Genomic DNA, 13,960 nt, shown 5'->3' on the forward strand with positions numbered 1-13,960 from the left:
AGCAGGCGCGCAGCGCACAGTGACGACTTGTCATCTAGTCTAGCAAAAAACAAGCCCGTTTTATGTGCGAATGTGAATAGCACAAAAGCAAACCCCCACCAGCAGGCGGGGGTTTGTTGCAACAGAGGATAGGGGATCAAGCCTAGTTTGCAGCAGGCTCGCTAACAAATCCCAGCTTTTGCACGCCCGCATTCTTGGCATCTGCCATGACTTTGGCGATGACTTCATAGCGGGTTTCCTTGTCGGCACGCAGATTGATATCAGGCTGCGGCTCTTTTTTGGAAGCCTGCTCGAGCTTGAGCACCAGTTCGCCTTCAACTAAGGGCGTATCGTTCCAGTATATCTGTCCGGCGTTATCAATCGAGATGGTGAACGACTCGGGTTTTTCTGGAAGAGGCTGGCTGCTGGCTTGCGGCAGATCAATGCGCACAGCGTGGGTTAGCAAAGGTGCGGTGATGATGAAAATCACCAGCAGCACCAGCATCACATCCACCAGCGGCGTAGTGTTAATCTCAGCCATGGGAGCAGAATGACTGCCCGAGCCAAAACCGTTGCCTGAACCTATCATGCCGTCACCTCTTTAAGGTGACTCTGGGGCTTTAGTGCGCTTTCTCCTGGCGTATTGCCATGGGTCAGTGGAGCACCAGTGGTCAGCAAGACATGCAGATCGTTGGCAAAGCTATCCAGTTGCGCCATCAGCACACGGTTGCTGCGCACCAGGGCGTTGTATGCCAGCACCGCAGGAATCGCCACTGCCAGACCAAATGCCGTCATGATCAGCGCTTCCCCTACCGGGCCGGCTACCTTGTCCAGTGTCGCCTGACCGCTCATGCTGATGCTGGCCAGCGCGTGATAAATACCCCACACGGTACCAAACAGACCAACGAAGGGTGAGACGCTGCCGACAGATGCCAAGACGGTCAGGCCGTTTTCCAGACGCGCCCCTTCATCGCTGATAACACGACGCATGCTGCGTGCGACAAATTCATCCTGATTGCAGGCATCCGCCAGACGCTTGGAGGCGTGACGCTGATGGTGTTCTGCGGCTTCGACGGCCTGATTGGCGAGGCGCGACATCGGGGTGGAGACACCGTTTTCACGGATGGCGACCTCCAGCGAGCTGGCATCCCAGAAACGCTGACTGTAATTGCGCGACGCTGCACGCAGGCGCAAGGACTGGACCCCCTTCACAATAATCAGATACCAGCTGGCGACAGACATGACCAAAAGACAGAGTGCAACAGTGATCGAAACCACGCCGCCATCGGTAATAAAGGCCAGACTATTAAACTCATAACCGCTTTGCATGCAATATTCCTTCTTGTTTTAACTAAATAATGATGATGCTATTAATAACTGGTCACTAATCGTGCAGTGAGTAGCTCATGGGCACGATAGCGTAAACACTGACTGCTTTTCCATTTTTGCGATAAGGCGTAAAGCGGGCTGCTTTCAGCCAATCCACCGCCGCATTGTCCAATCGTTCAAATCCGGAACGTTCCAGTAATTGAATATCCTCCGGAATGCCAGTCGCTGAAATGCGCACCTTCATCTTGACCCTGCCTTCTTCTTTCAGGCGCTTGGACAACATCGGATATTTGCGCTCAGGCTCATATAGATAGGCTACACCAGTGACCAGTTCTGGCTCATGCGTTTCAGGGGGCGGAGGCGGAGGCGCCTTTTCCACGATTTCGGCAGGCGGAGGCGGCGGACTAGGCTTGACGTCTTCTACCACACGCGGTGCTTCAACCGGAGCGGCAGGCTGTGGCTCGGCAACTTGAGGCTGCGGAATGGGCGTGGGTTTGACTTGTTGCTTGACCGGCTTTTGCTTTTGAATCTTGACCTCCGGCTTGGGCGGCGTGGGCTCAGGCTGAGGTTCTTCAGTGATGGATTTGGGGTCACTCACCAGATTCACCACCATCGGGGTATCAGGCTGTTCGATACGCACTTCTTCTGGCTTGAGCCAGACCACTGCGGCAAATATCGTCGCATGTGCCAGCAACACGGCCAGCAAGGCCGAATAGGAAGCACGCGATGGCGCTTGCCCACCGTGATTGCCGCCACGCGGTTTCAAGCCACGGATCATGGCGATCGGCGCCTGCGCTGGTTGGAATGAAGGCTTTACCAGCCTCATTTCAGTGTACATTCCCTACCCCATTCATCATTGCATTGTTTCTTTCTTGGACTGCATTATATATGGCCAATCTGGCAGCACCCTCCTGCAACAGCTCTGCCAGGGTGCCAAACGCCTGCATATCCAGCCGCAAACTTAACGCACCTACTTCGAGTTCAGCCACATTACATTCTTCGCAGAATAAGATCCTGCACCCGTCGTTACCAGCCAGCACAATGCGCTTGCAGGGATTTTCCGGCTTCATGCGAACTCCTTTACTTCGTCAGAATAAGCTTGCCCTGACGGGTGAGCCGCAGGCGATAAGTTTGATCGCCATGTGCAATCTCCAGTTCGCGTTGCCCATTAAATAGCTCTTTGCTATCCAGCTGACGCAGTTTCGCGTTCGTCATGGACGGTTGCACACCGGCATCCGCCCCTCGAGGTGCATCTGTTAACAATGTCGTCGATGTCATATGACCCTCACTTGAACCTGAAATAAATGAACCTGAGAGTATTAACTCAGGATAAAACAAATGATAACGATTCTCAATTAGGTGGTCAAGCCTAATTTTACAATTGATTATTCACCTTGAATAGCCATGAGAAGCGGGAATTTTTACCCAAAAAAAACGGCCGCCAGCAACGACGACCGAGAGAGGAGACCACGAACGACCAGCAGAACTAAAGTCTGTTGGCGTAATACTCAACAACTTGCTGCACATCTACCGGGAACGGCACATCTTCTGCAGCGGGCAAGTGCGCGATACGTGCAACGCGCTGTGTTTCATCCCAACTCAACCATTCAGGGCGAATCAGGGGCATGTCTTTCAGTGTTTCGTTGACAATAGGAATCTGTGCACTGGCTGGCTTCAGACTGACTTCATCCCCTACTCTCAAGCGGATGGAGGGGATGCTGACTACCTTACCATTCAACTGCAGGTGTCGGTGCGACACCAGTTGACGGGCGGCGGCGATGGTTGGTGCGAAACCTGCGCGAAATACCACGTTATCCAGCCGACGCTCCAGCAACTGCAGCAAGGTTTCCCCGGTAGGCGCCTTGCCGCGGCGTGCATCTACCATCAGACGACGCAACTGGCGCTCAGACAAACCGTAATTGAAACGCAGCTTCTGCTTTTCCATCAGCTTGATGCCGAAGTCAGACTTTTTGCGACGCACGGCCTTGGCGCCATGCTGCCCAGGTGGCGTGGGACGCTGCTCTATGCTTTTGCGGGAAAGGCCTGGTAAATCCACGCCCAATGCGCGCATGACTTTCAGCCTAGGGCCAGTAAAACGGGACATAACACTACACTCCGATATCGATGATTTTTAGTTTGGGCTTATTGCAGATGACGACTGCCCGGCACCACGACTGACTGCATGGCATGCTGCTCGTGCGCGATGGCTTCCCAATCCCGCATCAGTCGCTGGGCCACTTCTGATACCAGCTTGGATTCGGCATATTGCGGAGCAGTCAGCTTGCGGGAAAGATCCAGCGCCAGCTCAGCCAGCTCGGCCGAAGGATGACTGGCATAACGCGCAGTCACACAGCACAGCGAAGCCAGCACAGCATTCGCATTGGGCAATTCCGGATCAAATATCGCTTCTTTGGGTTTCACGGCCAGTCCTTGTTAACCAAGTTTTAATAATGATAATGATTCGCATTTGTTAAGTCAACACGCATCATGAAAATTCAGGTAAAAAACATCTGCAAATAAAAAAAGCCACCGCAATTGCGGTGGCTTGATACTTTCATCGCGGCAATCTTTAAGGCATCAAATTTTGCGACGATATGTCACGAAACCAAGCAGCCCTATCCCTGCCAGCAGCATACCGTAGGTTTGTGCTTCCGGTACCGCCGACACACCAGAAATACTGTAAAGGCTGGTCGTGCCGCTTACTTCGTTGGCAATCGACAAATAGTATTTGCCATCACGCACAAAGGTCATCAGGCCTTCAGGCGCCAAATCCCCATCGGTCACGATCATATCCAGGAAGCTGGCTTTGCTGGGGTCGGTCACGTCATAAATCGCCACCGCACTTTTCAAGGTGCGCTCCAGACCAATGAAGGCCAAAGTGCGGTCACCCAGATCCAGCAATGCAACACCTTCAGGCTCAACGCCCTTGTCATCGCTACGGCCATCATCATAGATACCCAACTCGATGGCCTTAGCATCCAGCTGGTTACCGCTATCAAACACGATGGCGCCGGAAGCGTCTCGAATCGAGAAGGAACGGGCACCGAATGTCACCAGATTGCCGGGGGTAGAATCAGTCACGGAAATATTCAGCTCTTTCAGGTCTGCCGGAGCCGAAGCTTTCAAGGCCGAGATATCTTTCACGCGTGCCTTGTCGCCATCATCCTCGCGGGTATCGCCTTCGTTCGCCATCACGATAAAGGTTTTGCCATCCACTTCATAAGCTGCCATCGCATCAGGCTGATACAGGCCCTTCACGTCGCTGGCTCGCAACTCAACCTTGCCATCCTTATGGCTAGGATCAATCCAGTTACCCACCTGGCTGAAATCCTTGGTACCGAGGCCAATAATGCTACTAAAGCTGTTGGTTTTGAGATCCAGCACGCCAATTGCATTGGCTTCCTGCAGCGACACATAAGCCTGGGTGCCGGCCTTGTTCACCGCAATATATTCTGGTTCATAATCCATACCGGTATTGGTGCGGATGTTGCTGCCAGTAGTTGGTACGCCAGTAAATCCAGCATTCGTAATGACAGTGCGTGAACTCATATTGATCACGCTGACACTGCCCGCAGGATCATAACCCGCATAGTTGGTAGGCGTGGCCTCATTAGCCACCAGCAGACGCGAGCCATCGGCAGTAAAGGTCAGCATGTCGGGCAAGGCACCGACCGTAATTGAGTTCACGCCGGAAGTCAGCGCGCGGCTGGAGGTATCAAACAGCTTGACCACGCCAGGGGCGGTACGATCGACGGTGGATTCGATGGCGAAAGCGGCCAGGCCATTATGAATGGCAACGCTGTTGATCGAGCCATAGGCTGTCGTATCAATATGCTGCACAAGGCTGCCGCTAGTCGCGTTCAATACATCGACGCCATTGACACCAGCCACCCATACGGTGTTGGTGACCTTGTCATAAGCGGAAATTTCGGAGGTTTGACCAGCCACGCCAGTGGAGGCGTGGTTATATGTCCAGAGTTTGCTCAGGCTCAGCGTATCGGCAGCGTACGACATCGCCGGCAGGCAAAGGGCGGAAACCGCCAGTGTGATCAGTTTCTTTTTCATCTTCCCATCCTTGTTATGTGTGCGATTGGTGTGTGTTAAATGTCTGCGTGCAGCAGGCAATGTTAATAAATGTAAAGATGATGTATGACAGGATGATGAAACCGACCAGGCGCGAGGGATTGCACGCATAAACAATGCCCCGGCAAGCGGGGCATTTGGAGGGTATAACCGTGACTGATGGATTAGCTGATCAGGCTATTCATGCGACGCACAAAACTGGCCGGGTCTTCCAGTTGCCCGCCTTCTGCCAGCAAAGCCTGATCAAACAGCAGGTTTGCCAGGTCGGCAAAACGGCCTTCATCTGACTCGGTCTTGAGCTTGGCGACCAGCTTGTGCTCAGGATTCACTTCCAGGATAGGTTTGCTATCCGGCGTTTTCTGTCCGGCAGCCTTGAGCAGGCGCTCCAGATTACCCGAGAGATCGTTTTCACCCGCCACCAGGCAAGCCGGGGAATCGGTCAGGCGGTGCGTTACGCGCACTTCCTTCACACGCTCGCCTAGCGTCGTTTTCACACGCTCAATCAAATCACGGGCCTCTTCTTCCACTTTCTTTTGCTGCTCTTTTTCGGCTTCGTCTTCCAGATTGCCCAGGTCGAGGTCGCCCTTCGCCACCGACTGCAAGGCCTTGCCATCAAACTCGGTCAGGCTGGACAGCATCCATTCGTCCACGCGGTCGGACAACAGCAAGACCTCAATGCCCTTCTTGCGGAAGATTTCCAGGTGCGGGCTATGCTGAGCAGCGGCAAAGCTATCGGCCGTGATGTAGTAGATCTTGTCCTGACCTTCCTTCATGCGGCCGATGTAGTCCTTCAGCGACACCACTTGCGCATCAGTATCGGCATGGGTAGAAGCAAAGCGCAACAGGCCTGCAATCTTTTCACGGTTCGCAAAGTCTTCGCCCGGGCCTTCTTTCAGCACACGGCCGAATTCCTTCCAGAAACCGGCGTACTCTTCCGGTTTGTTTTCCGCCAGATCTTCCAGCAGACCCAATACCTTTTTCACCGAACCTGCCTTGATATTGTCGATATCGCGGCTGGACTGCAGGATTTCGCGCGAGACGTTCAGTGGCAAGTCAGCGCTATCAATCACCCCACGTACAAAGCGCAGGTATTGTGGCATCAGCTTTTCCGCATCGTCCATGATGAAGACGCGCTTCACGTAGAGCTTGATGCCATGCTTGCGCTCGCGGTCATACAAATCGAGCGGCGCGCGGCTCGGCACATACAGCAGCGAGATATATTCCTGCTTGCCTTCTACGCGGTTGTGGCTCCAGGCCAACGGGTTTTCAAAGTCATGCGATACATGCTTGTAAAACTCCTGGTATTCCTCGTCGCTGATATCGCTCTTGGAACGCGCCCACAAGGCAGACGCCTTGTTCACGGTTTCATCTTCATCGGTTGGCACCTGCTCGCCATCTTTCCATTCCGACTTCTTCATGATGATGGGCAGGGTGATATGGTCGGAATACTTGCGGATAATGCTTTTCAGCTTCCAGTCATTCAGGAACTCATCTTCGCCTTCACGCAGGTGCAGGATGATATCGGTGCCACGGCCAGCTTTCTCAACAGCTTCCAGGGTGTAGTCGCCCTCGCCTGCCGATTCCCACTTCACGGCTTCATCACTGCCCGCACGGCGGGTAATCAGGGTGACCTTGTCCGCCAGAATGAACGCCGAATAAAAGCCCACGCCAAACTGACCGATCAGATTGGCATCCTTGGCCTGGTCGCCCGTCAGTGACTGGAAAAACTCCTTGGTACCAGACTTGGCAATAGTGCCGATATTGCTGATGACTTCAGCGCGGTTCATGCCAATGCCGTTATCGGAAATGGTCAGGGTGCGCGCATCCTTATCGAAGGACACACGAATCTTCAAATCACTGTCATTGCCATACAGGCTGTTGTCGGACAGCGCCTCAAAGCGCAATTTATCTGCCGCGTCCGAGGCATTGGAAATCAGCTCGCGCAGCACAATTTCCTTGTTGCTGTAGAGCGAATGAATCATCAACTGCAGCAGTTGTTTTACTTCGGCCTGAAAACCTAGCGTTTCTTTTTGAATGGTGTCGGTCGACATATAAACTCCCATGGTAAAACTTTAGTGGTAAAAAGCAGGCTGTATAAATTCAGGATTTACACATGCGTAAAAACTTGCTCTTAAATTTGGGGCATTCGTCTTTTTTTCAAGTGCGATTTTGCTAAACTGAAGCATGACAGCCGGGGAGCCATCATGATCAAGGTAAAACAGCTCGACGACAGCAGGTATGAAGTAGAAGTCTCCAGCCGCACGACAACCACGCATCTGGTTACGGTGCAGCCGGAATATGCCAGGAAACTGGCGCGCCAAGATGAAGATACAGCGTCCCTCGTTATGCGCTCATTTGAGTTTCTTCTGGCGCGTGAATCCAACACCAGCATCCTGCGCAGCTTTGATCTTTCCGTGATCGCGCGCTACTTTCCGGAATACGAGTCTGACATCCAGCCTTAGTGGGAATATGCCCCGCAGATTGTCATAAGCGTACGCGGCAATCGGGTAACAAGCGTATCACCTGGGTTTTCAGGCTTTGTGCTTTGCCGCGCGGCGGCAGGCATCTGAACAGTATTTGACACTGTCCCAGTTCTTTTCCCACGCTTTACGCCAGGTCATGGCGCGGCCACATTGCACACAGGGCTTGCTGGGGAGGTAGGCCTTATTGCCTTTGAATTCACTGGAAGGCAGGGTGCATGCCTCAGGCTGCGGAGAGATTCTTCAGTAACAGTGCGGAAGCCGCCATGCCAAATGGCGCAGTCACGCAAACGGATGAGCCATAGCCTGCACAATTAAGGCCGCTAAGCCCGCCCTCGGTCTCGCAACTGGCGTCTGGTTTCTGGATGGGTTCATCCGAATAAACACAGGGAATGCCAAACTTGGTCGGGGCTTTGTTGCCCGAGGGCGCGCGGGGAAAGCCATGGTCACGTCGCAGGCTGTTGCGCACCTTGGCCAGCAATCGATCCCCATGCACCTGGGCCAGATCGGCATGGCGGATGCGGGTGGGATCCAGACGGCCGCCTGCGCCACCGGTCACAACCAGCGGCAGTTTTTGGCGTCGGCACCAGGCGGCAATCGCCACTTTGGCACGTGCATCATCAATGGCATCAATCACGCCATCAAAGCCCTGTCCCAGCATGGCGTCTACATTCTCCACGGTGACAAAGTCTTCTATCTGCACCACCTGCGCCAATGGATTAATCCGCTGGATGCGCTCGGCCATGGCCGTCACCTTGGCCTTGCCCAGTTCGCCATCCAGTGCATGCAGCTGGCGATTGATATTGGATTCGGCAATATTGTCGAGGTCAATCAGCGTGATATGGCCAATGGCGTTGCGCGCCAGCGCCTCGGCGGCCCAGGACCCTACACCGCCTATGCCGATCACGCAGACATGCGCCGCCTGAAAACGCGCCAGCGCCTCAGCGCCATACAGGCGCCGCACGCCACCAAAGCGTCGCTCCATATCCACATCTTGCAGATCAGGGATAGCGTCCTGGGCATCAGTCTGGATTGAAGGCGAACGCACTGCCATGGCCTACTGTCCGCAATACAAGCGCTTGATGGTGGCAAATGGCGTGTTGGCCAGGATGGTTTTGGGCGGCTCTGCACCCAGATTTTCCATCACATCATTGACCTTGAGCGTGCCTCCGAGGAAGGTCGAGGTATTTTTATCGCAATCAATCGACACATGGTTGACCATTTCGCTGCCCTGGTCATAGGTCGACTTCAGCATGACGGAGAAGAAGCTGCGGTCGGTATTCCAGCGCACGCTCTGGTTGCTGAGGTACAAACGGCTTTTGCCACCCACCTCCAGCTCCTGCCAGTCATTGATAATCGGGATTTCCACACAGAATTTCTGTGCCAAGGTTTCCAGCGTGGCAGTCTTGCTGACCGCAGTTGCAGGCTTGGGCTTGTCAAACACCTGCGTCAGCTTGCCATCCTTGAGCGTGCTCATGCGCGTCATGATGAAAGTGCTGGCGTCGCAATCAAACGATAACGTACTCAGGGTTTCCTGACTCTTGTCAAATGGCACCACCCGGGTATCCACCATGAAATGGCTGCCATCAGCATATTGCTTGATGGATTGTCGATTGAAAAAGACTTCAGAAATCGCGCTCTTGCCGACGGACTCCCATTGGCCCGACACGGTACGCACGCCGCAAAAGCTGCCTTTCAACTGGTCGGGCATGGAGTCGCGCGCAATGGCGCTGGCAGGCTTGGGCGTCTCAAATTCGCTCAGCACCTGGCCATCCTGGGTTTTGCTGCCGCTCAGATAGGCATAGCTGCTGTCCTTGCAATCCACGCGTATGGTGGTGAGCCACTCGGCATTGTCTGGCTGTACCACGCGGGTGTTGATGGTAAATGCGGTCTTGCTGGCTTCCCACTCCAGGGTACCGATATCGATGTAATGTTTGCCAAAGCGGCTCTCACCCAGCAGATTCCAGTTGGCAGCGTATGCTGGCAACACAAACCCGAACAACAGGAGGGAGAAAAGCGCCAGTTTGAGTAATCGAGAATTCACCATCATGCCTTTTCCAAAACGACAAATGCAGCCGCCAGGGCCTTTTCATCGCTGATTGATAAATGCTTGTGCACGATGCCTTTGGCATCAAGCAAGCTTTGCAATTCTTGCGCCAGCAGCAGCACAGGTTTGCCGAGGTCATCATGACCGACGCCAATATTCTCAAAGGCTGCAGGCCCGCGAATACCGGTACCCAGCGCCTTGGCAAAGGCTTCCTTGGCGGCAAAGCGCTTGGCGAGAAACCGCGCACGGGTCTTGCTGGCAAGGTATTCATCATACTCGGCCGAGGTCAGTATGCGCGCGGCAAATGCATCGCCAAAGCGAGCCAGAGAATCCTCAATGCGCGAGACTTCAACGATATCGGTGCCTATGCCGAATATCATTGCGCGCCCTGCTGCGTCGGCAAATGCTGGGAGCAGATCATTCGGCTTTGGCCGCCTGCAGCATCAAGGCTTTCATTTCACGCACCGCATATTCCCAACCAACGAAGATGGCATGCGCCACAATGGCGTGGCCGATGTTCAGCTCTTCAATGCCGGGAATAGCGGCGATCAAATGCACATTGTGAATATTCAAGCCATGTCCGGCATTCACCACCAGGCCCAGCTTGCGCCCATGGGCAACGGCGGCCTGGACGCGGGCGAGTTCATGGACTTGCTCTTCCGGGGTTTCCGCATCGGCAAAGGTACCAGTGTGGATTTCAATTACCGGGGCACCCGCCGCCTTGGCGGCATCAATCTGCGCAATATCGGGGGCGATGAACAGCGACACGCGGATGCCGGCATCCCGCAGCACCTGGCAGGCATGGCTCACTGCCACCAGATTGCCTGCTACTTCCAGGCCGCCTTCGGTGGTGCGCTCTTCTCGCCGCTCGGGAACCAGGCAGACATCCTGCGGTTTCACCTGCAAGGCAATGCCCAGCATTTCTTCGGTCACGGCCATTTCCAGGTTCATCTTGGTTTGCAACAAGGGCCGCAAGGCAAACACATCGGCATCCTGAATATGGCGGCGGTCTTCACGCAGATGGATGGTGATGCTGTCGGCGCCAGCCTCTTCCGCGCGCAACGCGGCTTGCACCACGCTGGGGTACTGGGTGCCGCGCGCCTGGCGCAGCGTGGCGACATGGTCAATATTGACCCCGAGTTTAATCATGATTGATTGGCTTTCATTGATGACAGTATGAGGCAGTCTCAGATGCCCCGCATTACAGGCCTTGCAAGTCGATCAGCAACTGCCGCGTATGCAGCGGCTTGTCACCGAGATAATGCGCCAGCAGCATGCGCATCAATTGCTTGCTTTGCTGCTGGGTCTGGCTATCGGCGTAATCATCCCGGGCCATGTCCAGCAGGGTTTTGCCACGCAATTGTACGCGATTGGCCGCAGGCAGTGGAGTGACTCCGGTGCTGGCGCCGCGCTCGGCCACGTATTCATATATGCGCTCCGCCTCTATCGGCTGGTCGCGCTCGTCGTTCAGCAAGGGCACGGCATAGCCCATCTCCTGCAGCATGCGCAATTCAAAGCGGCGCAGGCTGGTGGCATGCTCAGCGTTCTGCGACAGGGTACGCAAGGTATCCCCGTAATACGCAAACAGGGCATCGTGGCTATCCTCACGCGGCAGCAAGCGCAGCAGCAGCTCGTTCATGTAAAAGCCGCACATCAGGGCATCGCCCTGCAATAGCAACAGGCCGCTGCCCCACTCCAGACTATGCAGGGTCTTCAGCTCAGCCTTGCCTGACCAGGTGGCTAGCAGGGGTTGAAAGGATTGCAGCATGCCGCGCATGGCGGAACGGGGACGGCGAGCGCCTTTTGCCACCGCCGCCACACGACCAAAATCGCGGCTGAACAACTCCACGACCAGACTGGTTTCCTTGAACGGATAGGTATGCAGCACATACACCGGCTGATTGTCTTGTTTGTGGAGGACGGCCATAAGAAGAATTAACGGCGGATCAAATCAGATGGAATCAGAGCAAGCAAATTCGGGGATTCACAGCATGCAGGCCTGCGAGACGCCGAACGCGATCACGGCTTGGTGACAATGACCAGGAGCGCAATCATCAGCGATGATCAATACCCCAGGGATTTCAGGGCGCGCTCATCATCCGCCCAGCCACCTTTGACCTTGACCCAGGTTTCCAGCCAGACCTTGCCCCCAAACAGGTTTTCCATATCCTGACGTGCTTCGGTGGAAATCTGCTTGAGCTTGGCGCCGCCCTTGCCTATCAGCATGGGCTTCTGGCTTTCCTTGTCGACAATAAATGCAGCATGAATGCGGCGCAGGTTGCCTTCCATCTCGAACTTCTCAATTTCAACAGCAATGCTGTAAGGCACTTCGTCGCCCAGGAAGCGAAAGGCTTTTTCACGCAGAAGTTCGGCTGCCAGAAAACGTTCATTCTTGTCCGTCAGCTCATCTTCACCATACATCGCTTCCTGCTCTGGCAGATGCTGGCGCACGGCATGCAGCAGTTCATCCAGATACAGGTTTTTCTTGGCGCTGACGGGCACGATGGCAGTAAACGGGAATTCCAGATCAAAATCCTGGATCAGCGGCAGCAGGTTGCCCTTGTCGCCCATCAGGTCAGCCTTGTTGACCACCAGCAATACCGGCTTGTTGCGCGGCAGCATGTTCAGCACCAGGCGGTCAGCTTCGCCCAGATGCATGGGTTCGATCACGAACAGCACCACATCCACCTCGGCCAGCACCTGCGTCACGGTCTTGTTCAGACTGCGGTTCAGCGCATTCACATGCTTTTGCTGGAACCCGGGTGTATCCACAAACAGGTATTGGGTATCGTCGGTGGTATGTATGCCCAGCAGGCGGTGGCGCGTGGTCTGCGCCTTGCGCGAGGTAATGCTGAGCTTGAGCCCGAGAATATGATTGAGCAGCGTGGATTTGCCAACATTGGGACGGCCCACAATCGCCACGGTGCCGCAGCGGAAGGGAGAAGCAGGAGTATTTTCAGTGGTCATATAAAGTCTTTTCGCTACGAGGTAGCTGTAAGTTGCTGGTAGGCACGCTCGGCGGCCTGTTGCTCGGCCGCACGGCGGCTGGAGCCTTCACCATGGGTGACCAGCTTGAGTTTGGGGATGGTGCAATCCACCTTGAACAATTGGCAGTGCGCCTCGCCCTCGGTGGCTGTCACGGTGTATTCGGGCAAGGCAATCTTGCGGCCCTGCAGGTATTCCTGTAGCAGGGATTTGGCATCCTTGCCTATGGATTTGGGGTCGATGGCTTCGAGCAAAGGCGTATACAGCCTGACCACCAGTGCTTCTGCCGCAATAAAGCCTGCATCGAGAAACACCGCGCCAATAATGGCTTCCAGCGCATCGGCCAGTACGGAAGGACGCCGCCAGCCGCCGCTTTTCAATTCGCCCTCGCCCAGCTTGAGCATGTCACCCAATTGCAGGCGCTGGGCTATCTCGCAGAGGGTAGGCTCCTTGACCAGATGCGCGCGCAAACGGCTGAGGTCGCCTTCTGGCAGTTTAGAAAAACGCTGGTAAAGCTGGTTGGCGATAATGCAGTTCAACACCCCATCGCCCAGAAACTCCAGGCGCTCGTTGTTGCGGGCGCTATGGCTGCGATGGGTCAGGGCCTGCGTCAGCAGTTGCCCATTGGTGAAATCATGGCCTAGCAGCCGTTCCAGTCCGGTTTGTGACATCCGGGTCAGGGCGATGCCGAGGCATCGGTAGAAGCAGTGAAATCAATCAGCACGCTGACATTGGCGATAATCGGGATTACTTTCTGGTAATCAATGGACACCGTGTTCTGCCCAGCGGTATTTTTACCAACCACCAGATCTTTGGCATCCACATCACTGATCTCGTCTATCATCGCTGCCCTGATGTAGACATCCATGATCTCCTTGCGGCTCATGGTCTCAAAACCAGGCTCCTGGCTGATCTTTTTCAACGTCTTCTTGATGGTGAAATATTCCACATAAGCCGGGGTGAGCTTCATGCCTACCATGACCACGAACAGCCCCGCGGCAATAAGCAGCACCAGCCCGATAAAGGTAATACCACGTTGACGGTTCATGTTGATCAG

The 13,960-nt window shown here is 54.7% G+C and carries 19 protein-coding genes; 1 reads left to right on the forward strand and 18 read right to left on the reverse strand.

What is annotated here, in order from left to right:
* Positions 1–142: 142 nt before the first annotated feature.
* The 9 genes from LG203_RS00210 to htpG form a co-directional block, all read right to left on the reverse strand.
* The gene (locus LG203_RS00210; protein ID WP_015830400.1) at positions 143–568 is read right to left on the reverse strand and encodes an ExbD/TolR family protein; all 426 of its coding nucleotides are present in this window, start codon (positions 566–568) and stop codon (positions 143–145) included.
* Positions 565–1,308, reverse strand: coding sequence for a MotA/TolQ/ExbB proton channel family protein (locus LG203_RS00215; protein WP_230343989.1), 744 nt, complete (start codon positions 1,306–1,308; stop codon positions 565–567). Before LG203_RS00215 ends, LG203_RS00210 begins: the two co-directional genes overlap by 4 nt.
* Before the next feature lie 55 nt (positions 1,309–1,363).
* A complete protein-coding gene (locus tag LG203_RS00220) occupies positions 1,364–2,134 on the reverse strand; it encodes an energy transducer TonB (protein WP_230343990.1) in 771 nt (256 codons plus the stop codon).
* Position 2,135: 1 nt separating this feature from the next.
* On the reverse strand, positions 2,136–2,378 hold the full coding sequence (locus tag LG203_RS00225; RefSeq protein ID WP_230343991.1) for a hypothetical protein: 243 nt from the start codon (positions 2,376–2,378) through the stop codon (positions 2,136–2,138).
* 10 nt (positions 2,379–2,388) lie between these two features.
* A complete protein-coding gene (gene hemP / locus LG203_RS00230) occupies positions 2,389–2,523 on the reverse strand; it encodes a hemin uptake protein HemP (RefSeq protein ID WP_202943907.1) in 135 nt (44 codons plus the stop codon).
* 271 nt (positions 2,524–2,794) lie between these two features.
* Entirely contained in the window at positions 2,795–3,412 is a 618-nt protein-coding gene (rpsD, locus tag LG203_RS00235; protein WP_230343992.1) for a 30S ribosomal protein S4, read from the reverse strand.
* Positions 3,413–3,450: 38 nt separating this feature from the next.
* The gene (locus LG203_RS00240; RefSeq protein WP_230336913.1) at positions 3,451–3,729 is read right to left on the reverse strand and encodes a hypothetical protein; all 279 of its coding nucleotides are present in this window, start codon (positions 3,727–3,729) and stop codon (positions 3,451–3,453) included.
* 156 nt (positions 3,730–3,885) lie between these two features.
* The gene (locus LG203_RS00245) at positions 3,886–5,373 is read right to left on the reverse strand and encodes a choice-of-anchor I family protein (protein WP_230343993.1); all 1,488 of its coding nucleotides are present in this window, start codon (positions 5,371–5,373) and stop codon (positions 3,886–3,888) included.
* Between the two features lie 182 nt (positions 5,374–5,555).
* Entirely contained in the window at positions 5,556–7,442 is a 1,887-nt protein-coding gene (gene htpG / locus LG203_RS00250; protein WP_230343994.1) for a molecular chaperone HtpG, read from the reverse strand.
* A gap of 153 nt (positions 7,443–7,595) precedes the next feature.
* Here htpG and LG203_RS00255 point away from each other — a divergent pair, with 153 nt between their 5' ends.
* Positions 7,596–7,853: a hypothetical protein gene (locus tag LG203_RS00255; RefSeq protein WP_230343995.1), complete on the forward strand. Its 258-nt coding sequence runs from the start codon at positions 7,596–7,598 to the stop codon at positions 7,851–7,853.
* A gap of 69 nt (positions 7,854–7,922) precedes the next feature.
* Here LG203_RS00255 and LG203_RS14450 read toward each other — a convergent pair whose 3' ends face one another.
* The 9 genes from LG203_RS14450 to LG203_RS00300 all read right to left on the reverse strand — a co-directional run bounded on the left by LG203_RS14450 (position 7,923) and on the right by LG203_RS00300 (position 13,951).
* Positions 7,923–8,111, reverse strand: a complete 189-nt coding sequence (locus tag LG203_RS14450) for a DUF2256 domain-containing protein (protein ID WP_407665326.1) — start codon at positions 8,109–8,111, stop codon at positions 7,923–7,925.
* On the reverse strand, positions 8,095–8,925 hold the full coding sequence (locus LG203_RS00265) for a tRNA threonylcarbamoyladenosine dehydratase (protein WP_230343997.1): 831 nt from the start codon (positions 8,923–8,925) through the stop codon (positions 8,095–8,097). The genes LG203_RS14450 and LG203_RS00265 overlap by 17 nt, the downstream gene beginning before the upstream one ends.
* A gap of 3 nt (positions 8,926–8,928) precedes the next feature.
* The gene (locus LG203_RS00270; RefSeq protein ID WP_230343998.1) at positions 8,929–9,921 is read right to left on the reverse strand and encodes a hypothetical protein; all 993 of its coding nucleotides are present in this window, start codon (positions 9,919–9,921) and stop codon (positions 8,929–8,931) included.
* On the reverse strand, positions 9,918–10,298 hold the full coding sequence (gene acpS / locus LG203_RS00275) for a holo-ACP synthase (RefSeq protein ID WP_230343999.1): 381 nt from the start codon (positions 10,296–10,298) through the stop codon (positions 9,918–9,920). The genes LG203_RS00270 and acpS overlap by 4 nt, the downstream gene beginning before the upstream one ends.
* Positions 10,299–10,335: 37 nt before the next feature.
* Positions 10,336–11,067: a pyridoxine 5'-phosphate synthase gene (gene pdxJ, locus LG203_RS00280; RefSeq protein WP_230344000.1), complete on the reverse strand. Its 732-nt coding sequence runs from the start codon at positions 11,065–11,067 to the stop codon at positions 10,336–10,338.
* 52 nt (positions 11,068–11,119) lie between these two features.
* Positions 11,120–11,845 (reverse strand): DNA repair protein RecO, encoded by a 726-nt coding sequence (recO, locus tag LG203_RS00285; RefSeq protein ID WP_230344001.1) that lies wholly within the window; start codon positions 11,843–11,845, stop codon positions 11,120–11,122.
* A gap of 137 nt (positions 11,846–11,982) precedes the next feature.
* Positions 11,983–12,885, reverse strand: a complete 903-nt coding sequence (gene era, locus LG203_RS00290; RefSeq protein ID WP_230344002.1) for a GTPase Era — start codon at positions 12,883–12,885, stop codon at positions 11,983–11,985.
* Positions 12,886–12,899: 14 nt separating this feature from the next.
* Positions 12,900–13,574 carry a ribonuclease III gene (gene rnc, locus LG203_RS00295; RefSeq protein WP_230344003.1) on the reverse strand — a complete coding sequence of 225 codons (675 nt, stop codon included), beginning with the start codon at positions 13,572–13,574 and terminating at the stop codon, positions 12,900–12,902.
* 5 nt (positions 13,575–13,579) lie between these two features.
* Positions 13,580–13,951 (reverse strand): DUF4845 domain-containing protein, encoded by a 372-nt coding sequence (locus LG203_RS00300; RefSeq protein ID WP_230344004.1) that lies wholly within the window; start codon positions 13,949–13,951, stop codon positions 13,580–13,582.
* Positions 13,952–13,960 lie beyond the last annotated feature (9 nt).

It is taken from the genome of Methylovorus mays (assembly GCF_020531915.1).
Classification (GTDB): domain Bacteria; phylum Pseudomonadota; class Gammaproteobacteria; order Burkholderiales; family Methylophilaceae; genus Methylovorus; species Methylovorus mays.